This is a genomic window from Lyngbya sp. CCAP 1446/10, from assembly GCF_026130175.1.
Classification (GTDB): Bacteria; Cyanobacteriota; Cyanobacteriia; order Cyanobacteriales; family Microcoleaceae; genus Microcoleus.
On record NZ_JAIGNI010000031.1, the window covers coordinates 1 to 17993 of the forward strand.

Here is a 17993-nt window from a genome sequence, read left to right on the forward strand (position 1 = left end):
CCTCTCCCCCTCTCCCCCTCTTCCCCTCTCCCCAACCCGCAAAGACCAACAATCCGCGTAGATTTAGAACGCTTAACAGAATTAGTAAATCTAGTCGGAGAATTAGTCATCAACCGTACCAATTTGGAACTGCAAGAATCAGAATTGCGGGGCGAAGTCAAGCGAATTCGCCGCAGTATCGTAGATTTAAACCAATTCGGCGGCCAGTTGCGGGAAGAATACGACAGACTGAGTTTTGCAGACTGGAAAGGAGGAAACGGCAATTCGGGATTGGTGGGAAAAATTGCAGCAGCAGAAACAGAATTTCCACTGCTTGCTAACGTCAAATCCTCGATCGCCCATAATCACTTCGATATCTTAGAGATGGATCGTTATACAGAGTTCCACTCGACAGCATCTGAAGTCATCGAAACCGCCGAATCAATTTCACAATCCGCCACCAAATTAGACACTTTAGCAATGAAATTCGAGCGCAGTACCGACCAACTGCGCCGCATTACCGAACAGCTACGCAGCCGCGTCATGCAGTTGCGAGTCGTGAGTTTCAGTCGCGCCGTAGATCACTTACCTAGGGCGCTTCGAGATATGTGCCTCACCTACGATAAAGATGTCAACTTGCTGTTAGTAGGAAGAGATACCAAAATTGACGAAAGTTTGCTGGATGCTTTGCGCGACCCCTTAATACACTTAGTCAGAAACGCTTTCGATCACGGCATCGAAATGCCCGAAATTCGGCAAGCAATCGGCAAGCCAGCCAGCGGTCAAATTGAAATAGAAGCCCGTCACCAAGGCGGTCAAACTATTATTACTATCGCCGATGATGGCAAAGGAATTGACCCGGAAATCATTCGCAGCAAAATTGTTAAAAAAGGTTTAGCGACGGAAGAACAAGCTCAAGAATTTTCGATTATTGAACTCTATGATTTTCTATTTTGGCCCGGTTTTAGCACTGTCGAAGAAGTGAGCGATCTTTCCGGGCGGGGAGTCGGACTCGACGTGGTGCGAACAAATTTGCGGACTGTGCGCGGGACGGTGAAGGTGGATTCTCGCCTGGGAAAAGGTACGAGTTTTATCATCAAACTGCCGCTGTTGCTGTCGATTACTGAGGCTTTGATGGTAAAGACCGATCGCAATAAAATAGCAGTTCCACTGGATGCAGTCGAGGAAATTCTGCACGTTAAAGCTTCGGAAGTTCACACCGCCGGCAATCAACCAATGTTGTGGTGGCGGGATGAATTTATTCGTTTGGTGCGGATGCAAGATTTGCTCGAATACAGCGTTCTCGGCCCCGATGGCCCCTCCCCAGACCCTTTGACTCAAGATCACATTCCCGTGCTGGTTTTGGCTTCTAGCGAAGGAATGCTGGCGGTAGCAGTGGAACGCCTGATCGGCCAGCAGGAAATTGTGGTTAAACCTCTGCCGCCGCCTCTCTCGAAGCCTCGCGGGGTTTTGGGGAGTACGATTTTGGGGGACGGGCGGGTGGTGACTATTTTGGATGTGGATGATTTGGTGGGTCAACCTTCTTTAGCCAATAGTTCGATCGCGCCTGTGTCGGGTACAACGCCGCATATGGCGCCGAGTTCGAGTCAGTCACCCCAGATTTTGATAGTGGACGATTCCTATACAATTCGGCAGTTATTGTCTCTGATGCTGACTCGCGCCCGCTACCGAGTCGTGCAGGCTAAAGACGGTTTGGATGCCCTGGAAAAGCTGCAAAATGGTCTCGATTGCAGTTTGGCGATTGTTGATATTGAAATGCCCCGGATGGATGGATTTGAATTATTGCGCTCTATGCGATCGACCCAGCGGTTTGCTAAAATCCCTGTAGCCATGCTGACCTCCCGCAGCGGCGAAAAACACCGACAAATGGCAATGGAATTAGGCGCAAATCAATATTTCACCAAACCTTACAGCGAAGCCCAACTTTTAGAAGCCATCCCCAAATTAATCAAACATTAAATAATTAGTCAGTAGTCATTAGTCAGTAGTCAGTAGTCAGTAGTCAGTAGTCATTAGTCATTAGGAATACAAATGTTTCGAGCTTTTGGATTTACCAATTACCAATTACCAATCCCCCAATCTAAAATCGCATGACTCACACGAATTACAATCGTCGTTTTCGCAGCAAGAAACAAGGCGCTGTCAGAACGCCTCCTCGAAAACTTATTTCCTTTGAACTGGGAAACGTTAATTATGCAGTTTCTATAGAAAAAGTGCAGCGCGTGGTTAAAGACTTTAATCCCTACGGTTTTTTAAATAGCGGTCAAAGTTTAGTGCGGCACCAAGAAGAACTGATTACCTTGATTAATTTATCCAAAATATTTCCTAGCAGTCGGAGCATTGCTGACTGCAACTACCTGATTGTTTGCAGCTTAAATAAGAGCGATCGCCTGGGAATTCCCATTCCTGATATGCCCAAGATTTTGGAAATTTCTGAAGAAAGCTTCGGCGAAATTCCCGAATTGTACCGCAAACAGCAACTACCTCCGGTAATAGAAAAGATAATTCGCGCACCCGACGGTTCTGAAGTCTTTTATCTGAATTTGGATCTATTTAGCGAAATGTAGCGCGCCCGCTGCTAATCAATGTTAGGTAGTAATGAGGACTTGAGTTTTCTTGAAAATCTGAGGACTAAAATCCTCACTACCAACCAATTTTATATTTTTATGTCAAACACATATAACGTAATTATTATCATATAATACGGCAATAAAGGCGCATAATATCATACAATATAAATGATTTATTTGCAATGTTTTTATGAAAAAAATCACAAGATTGTCGATCGCCCTGCTAATGTTTGCCGCTACTCTACAATATCCGAAGGTGGGACTGCAACAAAGGGCGATCGCCCAAACACCAACACCCCAACCAGAAACACCTCAACCACCAATCATCCAACCACAAATACCCGAACCACCAAGACTCCAACCACCAACAACTCAACCACCAACACCCCAAACACCAACACCCCAACCAAAAGCAGAAGATCCCAAAAACCTCGGCTACGTCTCCCCAGAATTTGCCGAAAAATTTTCCCAGCAACAAATTGACCAAATTAACGCCAACGTCGAAACGCTGTTGCTAACCCAAAGCTGCGTCCGGTGTGACCTCCGAGCGATAAAATTAGTTAACATACGCTTAAAAAATGCGATCGTCACAGGAGCAGATTTATCAGACGCCAACCTCAGCGGCAGTACCTTCGAGATCTCAGATTTTGTCAACACCAATATGGCTCGCACAGACTTAAGCGGAGCCCAGTTAATCGGAGCAAGAATCAGCAACACCAACCTCCGAAAAGCCAACTTGACAGGAACCAATTTAGACGGTGCAGACTTGCGATTTTGCGACCTCAGAGACGCAAATCTGTCAAATGCGAACCTCCGCAATGCTAATATAGATGGCGCTAGTATCGATCGAGCAAGCATGGCCGGCACCACAATGCCAGACGGCAGCAAAAAGCAATAACACAGTAGAAGGAAGAAGGAAGAAGGAAGAAGGAAGAAGGAAGAGGGAAGAAGAAAGAAGAAAAAAGTAATGAAATTCCTACAGGCAAAAACCGGGTTTTTAAAATCGTTACCAGGCAGAGCCTGGTAACGAATATCTGGAGGCTCTGCCTCCTTTTTCCTCTTTCGCAATCGAGGCAGAGCCTCGCTGATATGGGTTCCCAGGCAGAACCTTGGAACCAGTTAAGTTTCACATAAAATTGACACCAATTCCTTCTTCCTTCTTCCTTCTTCCCTCTTCCTTCTTCCTTCTTCCTTCTTCCTTCTTCCTTCTTCCCTCTTCCTTCGATTCAAACAGCCAAAAATCTCTGAACCACCTCATCGCTCAATTCGCCAGTGCTTCCAGAAGCCACAATCCCACCTTTTTGCATAGCATAATACCAGTCAGCTTGCCGCACAAAATGCAAATGCTGCTCCACCAACAAAACCGAAATTCCCCTAGTCGCAACCACGCGGCGCACCGCAGCCTCTATATCCAAAATAATAGACGGTTGAATCCCCTCCGTCGGTTCATCCAAAACCAGCAATTTCGGCTCACCCATCAAAGCCCTAGCAATCGCCAACTGCTGCTGCTGTCCCCCACTCAAATCGCCTCCCATGCGATCGAGCATAGTCTTCAAAACCGGAAATAACTCAAAAATCTCATCAGGAACTTCAGGATTTTTTGTCAGAGTTGGTTTCGCTTCCAAACCTAACAAAAGATTTTCTTTCACAGTCAAACGGGGGATAATTTCGCGCCCTTGAGGCACATAACCAATGCCCATTTTAGCCCGCTGGTGAGTCAACTTAGAAGCAATAGATTGTCCGCCAAAATTAATTGTGCCGCTGCGCGGTTGCAGCAACCCCATAATCGTTTTTAGCATCGTAGTTTTGCCAACACCATTGCGGCCGATCAAACAAACCATTTGCCCCGCATTGACGCTTAAATCGACACCGCGCAAAATGTGACTTTCGCCGTAATAAACATTCAAATCAGAGACTTGCAGCATATATTTAATAATGGGTAATAACTAATGATCAATGACTGATGACTAATGACTAATGACAATTGTCAACTATCAACTGTCAGGTTTTCCTAAATATACCTCAATTACGCGATCGTCATTTTGCACCTCATCCATCGTTCCTTCACACAAAACAGAACCCTGATGCAGCACCGTCACCTTTTGAGCAATTTGCCGCACAAACTCCATATCATGTTCTATCACTAACACCGAATGACTTTCGGCCAACGAAATCAGCAAATCTCCAGTCAGCGCCGTTTCCTCATCAGTCAAACCAGCCACAGGTTCATCCACCAACAACAAATCAGGAGATTGCGCCACCAACATCCCAATTTCCAACCACTGCTTTTCCCCGTGAGAAAGCAAACCAGCCGAAACATCAGCCTTAGCCACCAAACCAATTGTTTCTAACAAACCCGCAACCGTGCGCTTTTCAGCAGTAGGAGCAGGCTTAAACAAAGTTGGAAATACATTTTTATTGCCGTTACAAGATAGCTCTAAATTTTCGCGTGGCGTTAAATTCAAATAAACTCGCGGCGTTTGAAACTTGCGGCCAATACCCAGACGAGCAATCTGATATTCCGACAACTTCCGCAAATTTTTTCCCTTAAATAACACACGCCCTTCTGTCGGCTGCACCTTCCCAGTAATCGAATCGAGAAAAGTTGTTTTCCCCGCACCATTTGGGCCAATGATAACTCGCAGTTCGCCCGCATCCATACTAAAATTCAAACCATTGATAGCTTTAAAACCATCAAAGCTAACAGTCAAATTTTCTATTTCTAATACTTTTCCACTCATAGATTTGTCCTTAATTTTATTTGTATTTTGTAGGGTGTGCACTGCGCACCGATTGACTTTGAACACCATCGAAAATCATCGGTTGACTTTTTTGGTGCGCAATGCGCACTTTATTCTTTAGTCCGCGCACCATCCGGACTTCGTTTGTGTAGTCGCGGTTTCAACCGCCGACTCCAACTCTGACTGACGAACCCTACCGCCGATTTACTCTAACTGAAAACTGCTAGAACTGCTCGGTATTGCAGTTGGCATTGCAGCCATAATTCGCTCAGCCAATTTCGAGAGTGGCAGACTTTGCAAATACACTTTACCAGGCCCAGTTAGCTTGACCAAAAACAAGCCTTCGCCACCAAATAAAGCATTTCTAAACCCGCCCACAAACTGAATATTGTAATCTACAGTCGGCGAAAAAGCGACCAAACAACCAGTGTCTGCTCGCAACACTTCGCCAACTCCCAAATTTTTCTCAACTATTGTTCCTCCCGCATGAACAAAAGCTAACCCGTCACCCTGCAATTTTTGCAGAATAAAGCCTTCTCCGCCAAAGAAACCAGCACCGAGTCGCTTGGTGAAAGCTACATCAATGTCAATACCGTTTGCCGCACAGAGAAATGAGTCTTTTTGACACAGAAATTTGCCGCCAAGTTGACCTAAATCGAGGGGAATTATTTTCCCAGGATAGGGGGCGGCAAAAGCGACGCGGGCCTTGCGATTTCCGCTGTTGACAAAGGTGCTAATAAAAAAACTTTCCCCTGTCAGCATCCGTTTGAAACCTTGAAATATGCCACCACCTGTGGCTGTTTGCATCTGGATGTCACCTTCCATGTATGTCATGGCTCCCACTTCAGCCCTGACGCCTTCTCTGGGGTCTAGTTCAATTTCGATGAGTTGCAAGTCGTCGCCGTAGATTTTGTAGTCAATAATATCTGCCATCTCTTTGTCCCTAAAATTAAATAACTCAATATTTTACTACAAAATCTTTCCTGGACAATCCGCAAGCATAACGTATATCATTTTTGAGCATTCAATGTTCAAGTTCTTCTTTTTCTCGCTGTACTTCGGGGTCTTGTTCCAGGCTGGGATAAGTAGATGCGTACTTTGGTTTTTTGAACAGGCGGCGGATGTGTTCAAAATCGTGATTTTGCAGCCATCCAACTAAGCCATCTGGCAGGACTGTGACGACTATTAAAAATAGCGCGCCTTGGAAAAATAGCCAGACTTCAGGAAATTGTTCGCTCAAGAAACTTTTGCCAAAGTTGACTAGCAGCGCTCCCAATATTGCTCCTGATAATGTGGCGCGGCCTCCTACGGCTACCCAAATTACCATTTCGATCGAAAATGCAATGTCCATTGCTTTCGGGGAAATGATTCCGGTTTGTACTGTGAATAAGGCGCCTGCTATTCCGGCTAAACCGGCGGATATTGCAAATACTAAAACTTTGTATCCTGTGGGATTGTATCCGGAGAAACGCAGGCGCACTTCGTCGTCGCGAATTGCTAGTAGCAAGCGCCCAAAACGCCCGCTTGTCAGCCACCGACAGAGGGCGTAGGTTGCTACTAGAAATAGTATGGTGAGAATGTAGAAAATATATTGAGTATCTCTACTGTTGACTGTGGCTCCGAACAGGGTTTTAAAGTCGGTGAGTCCGTTGGTTCCGTTAATCAGTTTTTGCTGACCGTTGAAAAAGTTGAAAAATACTATTGTTGCTGCTTGGGTGAGAATTGAAAAGTAAACGCCTCGAATTCGATTACGGAATACTAAGTAACCTAAAAGTCCACCTAAGATGGCTGGAATTAGGAATATTGCGATGATTGAGAAGGGAAAAGAGTAAAATGGTTGCCAAAACCAAGGCAGTTCAGTAACGCCGTAGAGGCTCATAAATTCGGGCAATTGAGTGCTGGCGTTTGGGGGAATTTGCAGTTTTAGGTGCATGGCGAATGCGTAGCCACCTAGGGCAAAAAACACGCCATGTCCCAGACTGAGTAAACCTGTGTATCCCCAAATTAAGTCTATGCCGAGGGCGGCAATTGCTAGTGCTAAAAATCGTCCTAATTGGTTGAGACGAGCGTCAGGAACTATTCCTGGGATGAGCAATATTAGAGTTAGGGCGATCGCCCCTACAATTGCTGCTTCTTTTAGCCGTGCCTTTTTTTGTGTATTTTTCATTTTTTTGGCGATCGAAGCTGTAGTTGTTAATTCTCAACAGTGCGTCCTTTTTGCGGAAAAATTCCTCCTGGCTTCACTTGCAGAAAAGCCATAATTAAGGCGAATACCATGACTTTTGCCATGCTGGTTGTGGCGAAAAATGTGAAGAAGTCCGCTAAAGGCTTGACAGGAGCGAACATTATTGCTAAGGTTCCCGAACCTATCAAGTAATTTGCAGTGCCGATCGCCATTGCAGCAACTACACTGCCCATAATCTTGCCCACACCGCCCACAACCACAACCATAAAAGTATCGACAATATAATTTTGTCCGGTATTTGAGCCTACCGAACCGATCAGACTAATCGCGCAGCCAGCAACACCAGCCAACCCAGAACCCAAAGCAAAAGTCAGCGCATCTACTTTTTCGGTAGGTATTCCCAAACAAGCGCTCATGCTGCGATTTTGCGTCACAGCGCGAATCCGCAATCCCCACACAGACTTTTGCAAAAATAGGTAAATTCCCGCCAAACAAACTCCTGTCAGCGCAATAATAAAAAGTCTGGCGTAGGGGAGTTGAAAATTGCCCAAGGGGATGCCGCCGCGCAGCCATGCAGGCGCTGTCACATCAACGTTTTGAGCGCCAAACCAAGGTTGAGTTACTGCGAGTTTGTAAGTTTCGCTTAAAACTGCGCTGACAGCCCAAGAAATACCCAAAGATAGAGGTAAAATTATGGCGATAAATGTGCTGCGAGTGCGATCGAAATCCGGGCGTCGTTTCAGCACCTGCAAACCGCCAAAAAATAACAAACAAAAAACCACTATTCCCGTTACCAGCAGCCAACTAACGCTGCGGACAAACTGCTGTAAAATCAAACTTACGCCCCACGTCGCCAGCAGAGTTTCTAGAGGCCGCCCGTAAAGATAGCGAATCACTCCGCGTTCGAGAATTAATCCTACCAGTGCCGCGACTAAAAAAGCTAGGGGAATGGCAAATAAAATATACATTTCAAAGGCAAATCCTCCAATACCTTTGAAAACATTCTGCACTACAAAAGTTGTATAAGCTCCCAGCATCATCAATTCGCCGTGAGCCATATTAATCACGCCCATCAACCCGAAAATAATCGCTAATCCCAGGGCTGCAATTAGTAAAACAGCGCCGATGCTAATGCCGTTGAATAAACCGTCCAATAAGCCGCTCAGCACTTTTTTACTCCTATTTTTCTATAATATTTGGTGTAGTTATGTAAGAGATAAGGTACGCATTTCGCACCACGAGCCACCTTTTAGGTTCGTAGTTATCTAAGGGATAAGGTGCGCATTGCGCACCTACAAACTGACATCCGTTACATCCCGTACATTGCTCGTTGCCGAACTTGATTCTGCTTTACTTAGCTGGTCTTAAATTTGCCGCCTTTTGCCGGATCTGACCAATCACAAGAAAAGCCTTTTGTTTCGGGGACAAACTGATTCCAAGGCACCGGCTTCACTGCTTCTGGAGTAGCAAAAACAATCTCAAACAAACCGTCTTCTCTTACTTGGCCCAATCGCACAAATTTAGCAAGGTGGTGGTTAGCTTCCAGCGTTACTTTGCCCTCCGGCGCGTCAAAAGTTTGACCCAAAGCTGCTGCCCGCACTTTGTCCAAATCGTCGGCTGTTCCTGCTTTTTCGACGGCTTGCTTCCACAGGTAAACCATGATGTAAGCTGCTTCCATCGGGTCGTTTGTCACTCTGTCTTTGCCGTATTTTGCTTTGAATGCTGCGACAAACTTTGTATTTGCGGGAGAGTCCACAGTCATGAAGTAATTCCAGGCGGCGTAATGGCCTTTAAGATATTCTACGCCGATCGCCTTTACTTCTTCTTCTGCAATACTGACAGACATGGACGGATATTTGTCCGGGCCCAAACCTGCACCCTGCATCTGTTTGAAAAATGCGACGTTGCTGTCGCCGTTGAGCGAATTGAAGATCACGCCGCCGTCGGGCAAAGCTGCCTTGATTTTAGTAATAATTGGCGTGACTTCTGTACCGCCCAAAGGTATGTAATCTTCGCCAACTAATTCGCCACCTTTGGCTGCTAGCTGTGCTTTGATAATTGTATTTGCGGTGCGGGGAAAAACGTAGTCAGACCCAACTAGAAAGAATTTTTTACCTTTATTTTCTAGCAGCCAGTCTACTGCGGGTTCGATTTGTTGGTTCGGGGCAGCCCCGGTGTAAAAGATATTCTTGGAACACTCTTGACCCTCGTATTGTACGGGATACCAGAGCATATGATTTTTTTCTTCAAATACTGGCAATACTGCTTTGCGGCTGGCGGATGTCCAGCAGCCAAAGACGGTGACAACTTTGTCTTGATCGATCAATTTTTTGGCTTTTTCGGCAAAAGTTGGCCAGTCTGAGTTGCCGTCTTCTACTATTGCTTGAATTTGTTTTCCCAGGACGCCGCCAGCTTTATTGATTTCTTCGATCGCTAATTGTTCGGCATCGACAACGCTTTTTTCGCTGATTGACATTGTGCCGCTCAACGAATGCAAAATTCCTACTTTGATCGTGTTTCCACTGACTGCTGCTGGTGTAGTTCCTGTTGCTGTTGGAGAAGCCGCTGGGGTGGCTGTTGGAGTCGGAGTTCTACAAGCTTTGAGGAATAAACTTGTTGTGAGGGTAGCAGAACCGTATAAAAGAAATTTCCGCCGATCGAATCGCTTTGTCATTTTTTCTTGTTACTCTTGAATAGCTCAGTCCGATGATTGAGAATAATAACACATAGCGACTTGATATTAAGACTAGCTTAAGCAGAATGTTGTATGTTTAGATACAAAAATTATTATTGATTGACAAAATGAAGGTGTTGTGGGGATTGATGACAACTGCGGCAGAAACCGGGTTTAGAAACCAAAATACGTCTTTTCAGCAATTGATCTGAAATTAGAAACCGGCTTTTTTTAGAGAAATACCTGATGAATGCTTGGAGTTAGGCAGTAATTGGTCGATCGCACACTCATAGGCAAATATCAAAAGCAGATGACGATCGCCCTTTCTACAAATATAGCAACAGCCACATCCGGCGCGGACATAAATAACCTGAATGAATAGAGCCGAAAACCTATAGCATAAATGGTTTGATTCCCCTACTCTGCAACTGTCAACTGTCAACTGTCAACTGTCCACTGATTTATGGAGAATAGCGGACTCGAACCGCTGGCCTCTGCGGTGCGATCGCAGCGCTCTACCAACTGAGCTAATTCCCCTGATTTACTACCTTCAATTTAGCATTTTAGATGCCCGATTGCCGAATCTCAAAGGCTTACAGGCTGCATTTGCGTTGACTTCGGCAGACAGTCACCTACATTAGCACGTAACTGCTAAAAACGTCAAGTGTTTTATGCTGCTGGTGGAGTCGGGGCGATCGAGCAAAGTTGGGCTACTCTATCCAATTCTAAATCAGCAAAATAGTCCACCGTCCAATTAGCTTGGCGCTGGATCATGTGAAACGGGTAAGTGTGAGTCACTCCCGCTACCTGCATCCCCGCTTTTTTCGCCGCTTCAATCCCCGCAAAAGTGTCTTCTAGGGCCAAACACTCGATCGCCCGCAAGTTAAAACCGGGATATTTCTGGTTGAGAAGTTCCACAGCCAACAGATAGCCGTCAGGTTCTGGTTTACTCGCCGCCAAGTCGTCGCCTGCGATAATTAACTCGAAATTTGCAGCCAAACCCGATCGATCTAACACCAATTCTATATCCGATCGCATTGCCCCACTAACTACCGCCATTTTTAGTCCCGAAACCCGAATTTTGTCAATAAATTCTGCCAAACCCGCATAAATGGGCAATGTTTCCAAACTATTGATTGTTTCCTGATAAGCTTTGGCCTTGCCAAGTAGCAAGCGATCGAGGTATGTTTCTGTCAGATATCGTCCCCGGCGTTTCAGCAGTTCGGTAATACAAGTGCGATCGCTCCTTCCCAAACAAACTTCTCGAAACTCCCCACGTTTGAGCTGGAGATTTTCATCGAGCATCAGGCGATCGATTAAGTTCTCGTGAATCGACTCGTCATTAATAATAACGCCATTAAAATCAAATAAAACTGCTTTTAGAGTCATTAGAAGAAGGAAGAAGGAAGAAGGAAGAGGGAAGAGGGAAGAATGAAGTTGTATCAATGATTCAAAGTACGGTAACACATAGATTATGCGCGATCATCTGTAGGGACATGGCGCCGTGTCCATTGGTGTCAACTTAAGCCTAAAAACTTTTGTATCTCTCGTTTATAGCAGAGGCCAGATCCCCCTAAATTCCCCGAAAGCAAGGGGGACTTGGAGTGCTTCTTGTCCCCCCCTTCTTAAGGGGGAGTAGGGGGCAAGCTAAGGGGGGATCTGGCCTTAATCGCCAAACAGCCGTCTGTGACTACGTTCGCAGCTTAAGTTGACACGCCTTGGGCAATGCCGTGTCCTTACCGGGATCTGCGACTTTTAATAATTGATATAAGATTCAGGATTGTCGCAAAACTTTTTTAAATTGGTATTACTAACAATAAATCAAGCGGGAGCCGGAATGCCAGGTAAATCGCCATCAAAATCAGGAGTGCGATCGCCCAAATTCGACACCTTCGCCTGACGCACCGGCTCGAAATCTTCTCCAAGAAGAGGTTTCACGCCCTGCGTCACCTGATGCACCCACCAATGTTCCTGAGTTTGCACCGCAGCAAATCCCGCAGCCCCCGCCCAAGCATCAATACTACCAGCCGCGTAAGACTTAATATAAGGCTCTTCAAAGATATCAGTCAGCCACTCTGTCTGCCGCAAAGTTTTTTGATTTCCGTCCAAAATTGCCACTTGTCCCCCAACCTTCAGCAGTCGGAAGCTTTCTCGCAAAATTGCCTGCGAGACAGCAGGCGGCGTTTCGTGAAACAGCAACGAAGCTGCGACTAAATCGAAGCTGCTGTCAGCAAAACCCACGCTTTCAGCATTTCCGTGCAACCACTCGATATTTAACCCAGCTTTTTGCGCTTTCATTTCGGCGACTACCAGCATATAAGGCGACAAGTCCAGGCCGATAACTTCCGCTTCAGGAAAGGCTTGTTTGAGCATCAGTGTGGTCGAACCGGTGCCGCATCCCAAATCAACAATTCGGCGCGGTTTTACCCGCACAGCGTCAATCAAGCATTGCCTGACGACTGTTTCGTGGGGAGGCAAAACGTATTGCGTGATTGGATCGTAGGAAACGGCGGCACTGCGGTTGAGGTAGCCGCCTTTGATGCCGTGAAAGTTTTGGCTGCTGTAATATTCGGGATAAACTAGGTTTGGTTGTCGGTGGCGATCGCCCGCTGTTTCCCAGTCAATACCCTCGTAGAGTCGTTTGATTGCTTCTTCGTCGATCGCCAGTCGGATCAGCGGCGACAAAAAGCGCTCGAAAATTGTATCCTTACCAACAGCCATAAAAACTCCTTGCACAACAACTCTTTTAATTTTAGCCAACGCCAGCCAGTTAGTCGATTTGAGATTTTCCATTTTTCGATTTGAGATTGGCGTTTACCTCCCGTACCCTGCTTCTTGCCGAACCTCTTTAGATTTTAGATTTTAGATGGGAGTTTGCCTCCGCGACACTCATCCGTTGCCCAACTTGCTTCTTCCTGCTTGCTTCTTGCTGTTCGTTACTAATCGGAATTTTTATCAAAAACTCCGTCCCGCCAGCCGGAGGTTGAGAAATTTTGATGCTACCGCCGTGTCCGTCCACTACAATTTTGTAGCTAATTGCTAATCCCAAACCAGTCCCTTGCCCAACTGGTTTTGTAGTAAAAAATGGGTTAAAAACTTGATCTTGAATGTTGTCGGGAATGCCCGGGCCGTTGTCGGTAATCGCCACTTTCAGAAATTTACCGCCATTTTCTCGAATTACTCCCGTGGAAATAGTAATTATTTTATCCAGGCGATCGATCTCATTCAAAGCATCCATCGCATTGCTCAGCAAGTTCATAAACACCTGATTTAGCTGAGAAGGATAACACTCAACTGAAGGCACTTTTCCGTATCTCTTGACTATGTAAATGCCATTTTTGATACGGTTGGAGAGCAGCAGCAAGGTATTCTCCATACCTTCGTGAATATCCGCCATTTTTTTGTCAGATTCATCGAGGCGAGAAAAGTTGCGTAAAGAAAGAACTATGCTGCGAATGCGTTCGGTTCCTATTTTCATAGAATTTAATATATGTGGCAAATCCTCTTCAATAAAATTTAGTTCGATTTCTTCGGTAAAATCGGCAATTTCTGGGGGAACTTCTGGGAATGTTTGTTTGTACAAACTCACCAATTCTAATAAATCTTTAGTATATTTTGTGGTGTGAGGCAAATTAGCCGAAATGAAGTTAACCGGGTTGTTGATTTCGTGCGCTATCCCCGCCACCATTTGACCGAGGGATGACATTTTTTCGCTCTGCACTAAATGGGTTTGAGTCTTTTTTAGTTCGTGTAAGGCACTATTCAGCAGTTTTACTTGGTCTTGGGTTTGAGTGTAAAGGTGAGATTGAGTAATTGCGATCGCCAATTGATCTGCTACAGCTTTTAACAGTTTAATTTCCTCCCCGCTCCAAAACCACTGAGTAGCGTGGCTGCAAACTAAATAACCCTGTCGCTGGTTTTGAGTCGGCACAGGCACGGCTAAATAGCTATTAGCTTTCAGTTCGAGCGGTTGACTTGCACCCCTAGTCCAAGTGTCGCCAGTAAAAATAATTGGCTCTGATTGGTCGCTCCCTACTGACAAATTTTCCACCAAGTAAGGCTCAAAGTTTATCGCTTGTCTCGGACAATCAAATTGGGAAGATTCCCACAAAATTTGTAAAGTTTTGTTCTGCGGTTCGTACCAACCAAAAGCCGCTCGTTCTAGATGCAGCAAATTTACTATTTCTTCGACTGTACTTTGCACGATTTTGTCTAATTCTAGAGAAGCGCGAATGCGTCCAGCAATCCGGTTGAGCATGGCTTCTCGCTCGGCTCTGGCGTGATTGTTTTCCGAGTAATAAATTAGCCAAATTGCTGCTAGCATTGCCGGAACGAGCAGTCCGACGACGACGGATGTCAGAAAATTTAATGCTTGCAGTTTGGATTCAATATTTTCACGGGGAATTATTAAGGCCATCGACCAATTCACTTCCTCGAGGGGAGCGTAGACCGCATAGACCCATTTGTTATCTATGTTTACCAGTTCGATGTTCGTCTGGCGAGCGATCATGTGCCGCGCAATTGTGGAGAGTGCGGAATCTTTTGACTGTAAAAAGCTTGGAGCAGGCCGATCGCTATTTCCGATTAAGTTATTGTTGGGATGAACAATTGGCACTCCTTCTGAATTGAGCGCAAAAGCATAACTCTCGGAACCGTAATGCAGGCTGTTAACAACATTTGCTACTCTGTCTAATTTAATGCTGCCCGATAGGACTCCAATTACTTGATTGGAAGCCTGTGGCAATGCCCAAACAGGAGCTGAAACGACAATCGTCGAAACTTGTGTACTGCGGCTGATCAGCGGGTCAGAAACGTTAATCTGCCCGGCGATTGCTTTTTTAAAGTGTTGGCGGTCTTTGACGTTCGTGCGGTTGCCTAGAGTGTTAGTTAGTGAGCCGTCGGGTTGAATTAATGCCAGGATGAAATACTCTTTTAACCTGTATATTTCTCCTTGCAACCGGGGTTCTACTAATTCCCAATTGAGAGTGCGAACCTTTGGAGAGTAAGCGATGGTTTCTATTTCTGCTTTGCGGCTGCTGAGCCAGCGATCGATTTCATCGGTGCCTTTTTGTAGTTTTAATAGTGCTATTTCCTTTAAATTGTCGAGGATTAGCCCGCGCACAAAAAAATAGCTGACGCAAGTAGTTGTGCTAATGGTTAAAGCCGTGGTGCCGAGAATTAGCAGGGTCAGCAAATGGCGCCGCTGCCGTCTGTGCTGCGAAAGACTTTGCAGTTGCTGCCAGCGCGATTGAGCGCTGATGCTGATGTTTTGCCAAAAATGGCGCAGTTTTTGCCTTTGGTGGGGCGGCGGCGCAGAAACGGGTCGGGCTTGATTTGCTGGTTTTTGCATCATCAAATGTTCTCGTCGAGAGTCAAATCGATCGAACGGCATTGGTCAATGGGCAGAATTAATATCAGGTCAGCAGTGAGGACTTGAGTGGGAGCATTTTATTTCTGTAAAAAGCATTTTTTTTCGATTGCTGTTGGCCCTGAGCGACCTATATAAGGCTCGTGAGGGAGACAGCACTACGACGATCCCACTTGATTCCTCCTAGGTTTTGCCGATCGGGATGTGGATTTCTGGCTGCCAACTATTTTTATTTCGATCGCAATATCGCATTCTATTTTGACATCAATTTTGTATTTTGACCTTTGAGTGTACTTTCTGGAGGTTAGTGCTTTACGATATATTTAATATCTATCTCGTTTGTATAACAAAATCTTTGTAAATAACACAGAGAAAATACGGAGTTTTTTAAATTAGCAATGTATTATAAATTATGGGCAAAACCGTATTGACATTTTTACAAATTTGCGCTAGAGCTTCAAGCAGAAATCTTTTCGTCTAAAGCTTTTTTGGCCAAGCGGGTTGCATAAACGGTGAGGGCGATCGTTGCTAGCAAACCAATGCCGTATAGAGCCCACTCAGCAGTAGTGCGCGATCGCCCTTCGGCTCCGATTGCAGCCAAACTCCCAGCCAGGGAGCCGATATAAACATACATCACGGTTCCGGGAATCATACCAATCCAAGAGGCGAAAAAATAGTCTCTGAGAGACACCTGCGTGACTCCAAAAGCATAGTTAAGTAAATTAAACGGAAAAATTGGCGAAAGCCGCGTCAGTAATACAATTTTCCATCCTTCCGAAGCAACTGCGGAGTCGATCGCCTGAAATTTGGGATTTCCTTCTATCTGTTTGGAAACCCAATCGCGAGTTAAATACCTACCTATTAAAAAAGCGCAAGTTGCGCCCAAAACCGAGCCGATAGAAACGCAAACCGTGCCGCCAACGACTCCGAACAAAACGCCAGAACCGAGAGTCAGCAAAGAACCGGGGATAAATAAAACTGTTGCGATAATATAAATTACGATAAAAGCTGCGGGGCCCCAAGGGCCGAGATTGGCGATCGACTCCAGCCCATTTTTCAGAATTCCTTGAAAATTGAAAAACTTTCCCGCCACAATCAAAGCCACAACCAAACCAATCCCTACAATTAGCTTCCATTTATTTGATGGTGGTGGATTTTCTTCACCGGGCGATCGCAAATCATTCATAACTTAAAATCTCCATTCTCAATAATATGGGCATGGGGCATTGGGCCCAAAAGCATGGGGAATCGGGAATCGGGAATCGGGCCCAAAAGCATAGTTTCTTCCTTCTTCCTTCTTCCTTCTTCCTTCTTCCTTCTTCCTTCTTCCTTCTTCCTTCTTCCTTCTTCCTTCTCAAATCAAAGTACCGCCGCAACTAGAACCGGAACCTGCCGTACAGCCGTAACAATAAGCAGCAGTTTGCACCTCTGGAATTACATCTAAACTACCAGATTCTAGCAATTTAGCAACAGTTATCCTTTCCCCGCTGCCAGTTTTAGCCGGCAGATTCTCCATTTGGTTAAAATCGCAGTCGTAGACATTGCCCAAATAGTCGATCGACAATTCGTTGCGACACATTAAATGTTCCAGAGTACCGGGATTAAAATTATCCTCCAAAAATCCTAGATAAGGCTTGTGAAGTTTCTTATGTTCCAAATGAAACTTAGTCCGTCCCACGGGCAAATTAGTAATCGCGAACAAGTGATTAAAACAAATCCCAAAATGTTCGGCTAAATAAACCTTGTAATCTTGCTGTAACTTCCCCTGTTCCGCTGTTAGCGAAAACTTATCTGTTGTCGGCACTTGCGGATTGTACACCAAATCCAGAATCAAATTGGGGTTTTTCCCGTATCCCAACTGATTTAGCTTTTGCAGCGCTCGAATCGAACTGTCAAAAACACCGCTACCGCGCATTTTGTCAACATTATCAGCTTGGTAGCAGGGAAGCGATGCCACTATTCTAAGTTGGTGTTGCGCGCAATATTCGGGAATATCTTCAAAACCCTTTTCAAAGTAAATCGTCAAATTAGAACGAACAATTACCTCTTTACCTGTCGTCCGGGCAGCTTCCGCCAGCGGTTTAAAACCGTAAAGCATTTCGGGAGCACCGCCAGTGAGGTCAACAGTTTTAATTTGAGGAAAACGGCGAATGATTTCGATTAATTGGTCGCATATTTCCGGGGAAAGTTCTTCTGTTCGTGTTGGGCTAGCTTCTACGTGACAGTGAGTGCAAGCGAGATTGCAGCGTTTCCCTAGATTAATTTGTAAAACTGTAATCGGCTTTTTAGTTAAAGCTGAGTTGAGTTTCTTTTTGAAAGGTGTGATTGCTGTCTGAATCATGTGCTAAATTTTTTAGTCTGTGCTCGCAACGAATATAGAGGCGTTCCGGGGGAACGCCTCTCATAATTTAGCACTAATTCTTTGGATGCGACAGCGACAGGTTAAAATCTGTCA

The 17993-nt window shown here is 45.4% G+C and carries 17 protein-coding genes and 1 tRNA gene; 4 read left to right on the forward strand and 14 right to left on the reverse strand.

The genetic code is table 11. The features are described 5' to 3' along the window. The 4 genes from K4039_RS14345 to K4039_RS14360 form a co-directional block, all read left to right on the forward strand. On the forward strand, positions 1-1959 hold a 1959-nt coding region (locus K4039_RS14345; RefSeq protein ID WP_265235863.1), incomplete at its 5' end, for a hybrid sensor histidine kinase/response regulator. A 131-nt stretch (positions 1960-2090) separates the two neighbouring features. Next, on the forward strand, positions 2091-2567 hold the full coding sequence (locus K4039_RS14350; RefSeq protein ID WP_265235864.1) for a chemotaxis protein CheW: 477 nt from the start codon (positions 2091-2093) through the stop codon (positions 2565-2567). A gap of 193 nt (positions 2568-2760) precedes the next feature. After that, positions 2761-3468 (forward strand): pentapeptide repeat-containing protein, encoded by a 708-nt coding sequence (locus tag K4039_RS14355; RefSeq protein ID WP_265235865.1) that lies wholly within the window; start codon positions 2761-2763, stop codon positions 3466-3468. Beyond that, positions 3401-3538 (forward strand): hypothetical protein, encoded by a 138-nt coding sequence (locus K4039_RS14360; protein ID WP_265235866.1) that lies wholly within the window; start codon positions 3401-3403, stop codon positions 3536-3538. Before K4039_RS14355 ends, K4039_RS14360 begins: the two co-directional genes overlap by 68 nt. 158 nt (positions 3539-3696) lie before the next feature. On the opposite strand, the gene K4039_RS14365 is transcribed toward K4039_RS14360, so the two are convergent. The 14 genes from K4039_RS14365 to arsS form a co-directional block, all read right to left on the reverse strand. Beyond that, a complete protein-coding gene (locus tag K4039_RS14365) occupies positions 3697-3828 on the reverse strand; it encodes a hypothetical protein (RefSeq protein WP_265235867.1) in 132 nt (43 codons plus the stop codon). Continuing rightward, positions 3797-4495 carry an urea ABC transporter ATP-binding subunit UrtE gene (gene urtE, locus K4039_RS14370; protein ID WP_265235868.1) on the reverse strand — a complete coding sequence of 233 codons (699 nt, stop codon included), beginning with the start codon at positions 4493-4495 and terminating at the stop codon, positions 3797-3799. Before urtE ends, K4039_RS14365 begins: the two co-directional genes overlap by 32 nt. A gap of 69 nt (positions 4496-4564) precedes the next feature. Continuing rightward, positions 4565-5311, reverse strand: coding sequence for an urea ABC transporter ATP-binding protein UrtD (urtD, locus tag K4039_RS14375; protein ID WP_265235869.1), 747 nt, complete (start codon positions 5309-5311; stop codon positions 4565-4567). Positions 5312-5515: 204 nt separating this feature from the next. Continuing rightward, on the reverse strand, positions 5516-6244 hold the full coding sequence (locus K4039_RS14380) for a TIGR00266 family protein (protein WP_265235870.1): 729 nt from the start codon (positions 6242-6244) through the stop codon (positions 5516-5518). Positions 6245-6335: 91 nt separating this feature from the next. Further along, positions 6336-7478 carry an urea ABC transporter permease subunit UrtC gene (urtC, locus tag K4039_RS14385; RefSeq protein ID WP_265235871.1) on the reverse strand — a complete coding sequence of 381 codons (1143 nt, stop codon included), beginning with the start codon at positions 7476-7478 and terminating at the stop codon, positions 6336-6338. Between the two features lie 26 nt (positions 7479-7504). Continuing rightward, a complete protein-coding gene (locus tag K4039_RS14390; RefSeq protein ID WP_265235872.1) occupies positions 7505-8665 on the reverse strand; it encodes an urea ABC transporter permease subunit UrtB in 1161 nt (386 codons plus the stop codon). 185 nt (positions 8666-8850) lie between these two features. Then, a complete protein-coding gene (gene urtA, locus K4039_RS14395; RefSeq protein WP_265235873.1) occupies positions 8851-10170 on the reverse strand; it encodes an urea ABC transporter substrate-binding protein in 1320 nt (439 codons plus the stop codon). A 464-nt stretch (positions 10171-10634) separates the two neighbouring features. Further along, positions 10635-10707: transfer RNA gene (locus K4039_RS14400), tRNA-Ala, on the reverse strand. 132 nt (positions 10708-10839) lie between these two features. After that, positions 10840-11559, reverse strand: a complete 720-nt coding sequence (locus K4039_RS14405; RefSeq protein WP_265235874.1) for an HAD family phosphatase — start codon at positions 11557-11559, stop codon at positions 10840-10842. 432 nt (positions 11560-11991) lie between these two features. Then, positions 11992-12891: a class I SAM-dependent methyltransferase gene (locus tag K4039_RS14410; RefSeq protein WP_265236040.1), complete on the reverse strand. Its 900-nt coding sequence runs from the start codon at positions 12889-12891 to the stop codon at positions 11992-11994. A 127-nt stretch (positions 12892-13018) separates the two neighbouring features. Next, positions 13019-15523 carry an ATP-binding protein gene (locus K4039_RS14415; protein WP_265235875.1) on the reverse strand — a complete coding sequence of 835 codons (2505 nt, stop codon included), beginning with the start codon at positions 15521-15523 and terminating at the stop codon, positions 13019-13021. A 472-nt stretch (positions 15524-15995) separates the two neighbouring features. Beyond that, a complete protein-coding gene (locus tag K4039_RS14420) occupies positions 15996-16724 on the reverse strand; it encodes a TVP38/TMEM64 family protein (protein ID WP_265235876.1) in 729 nt (242 codons plus the stop codon). Continuing rightward, positions 16717-16914 (reverse strand): hypothetical protein, encoded by a 198-nt coding sequence (locus K4039_RS14425; RefSeq protein ID WP_265235877.1) that lies wholly within the window; start codon positions 16912-16914, stop codon positions 16717-16719. The genes K4039_RS14420 and K4039_RS14425 overlap by 8 nt, the downstream gene beginning before the upstream one ends. Next, positions 16893-17879, reverse strand: coding sequence for an arsenosugar biosynthesis radical SAM (seleno)protein ArsS (gene arsS, locus K4039_RS14430; protein ID WP_265235878.1), 987 nt, complete (start codon positions 17877-17879; stop codon positions 16893-16895). The genes K4039_RS14425 and arsS overlap by 22 nt, the downstream gene beginning before the upstream one ends. Positions 17880-17993: the final 114 nt, after the last annotated feature.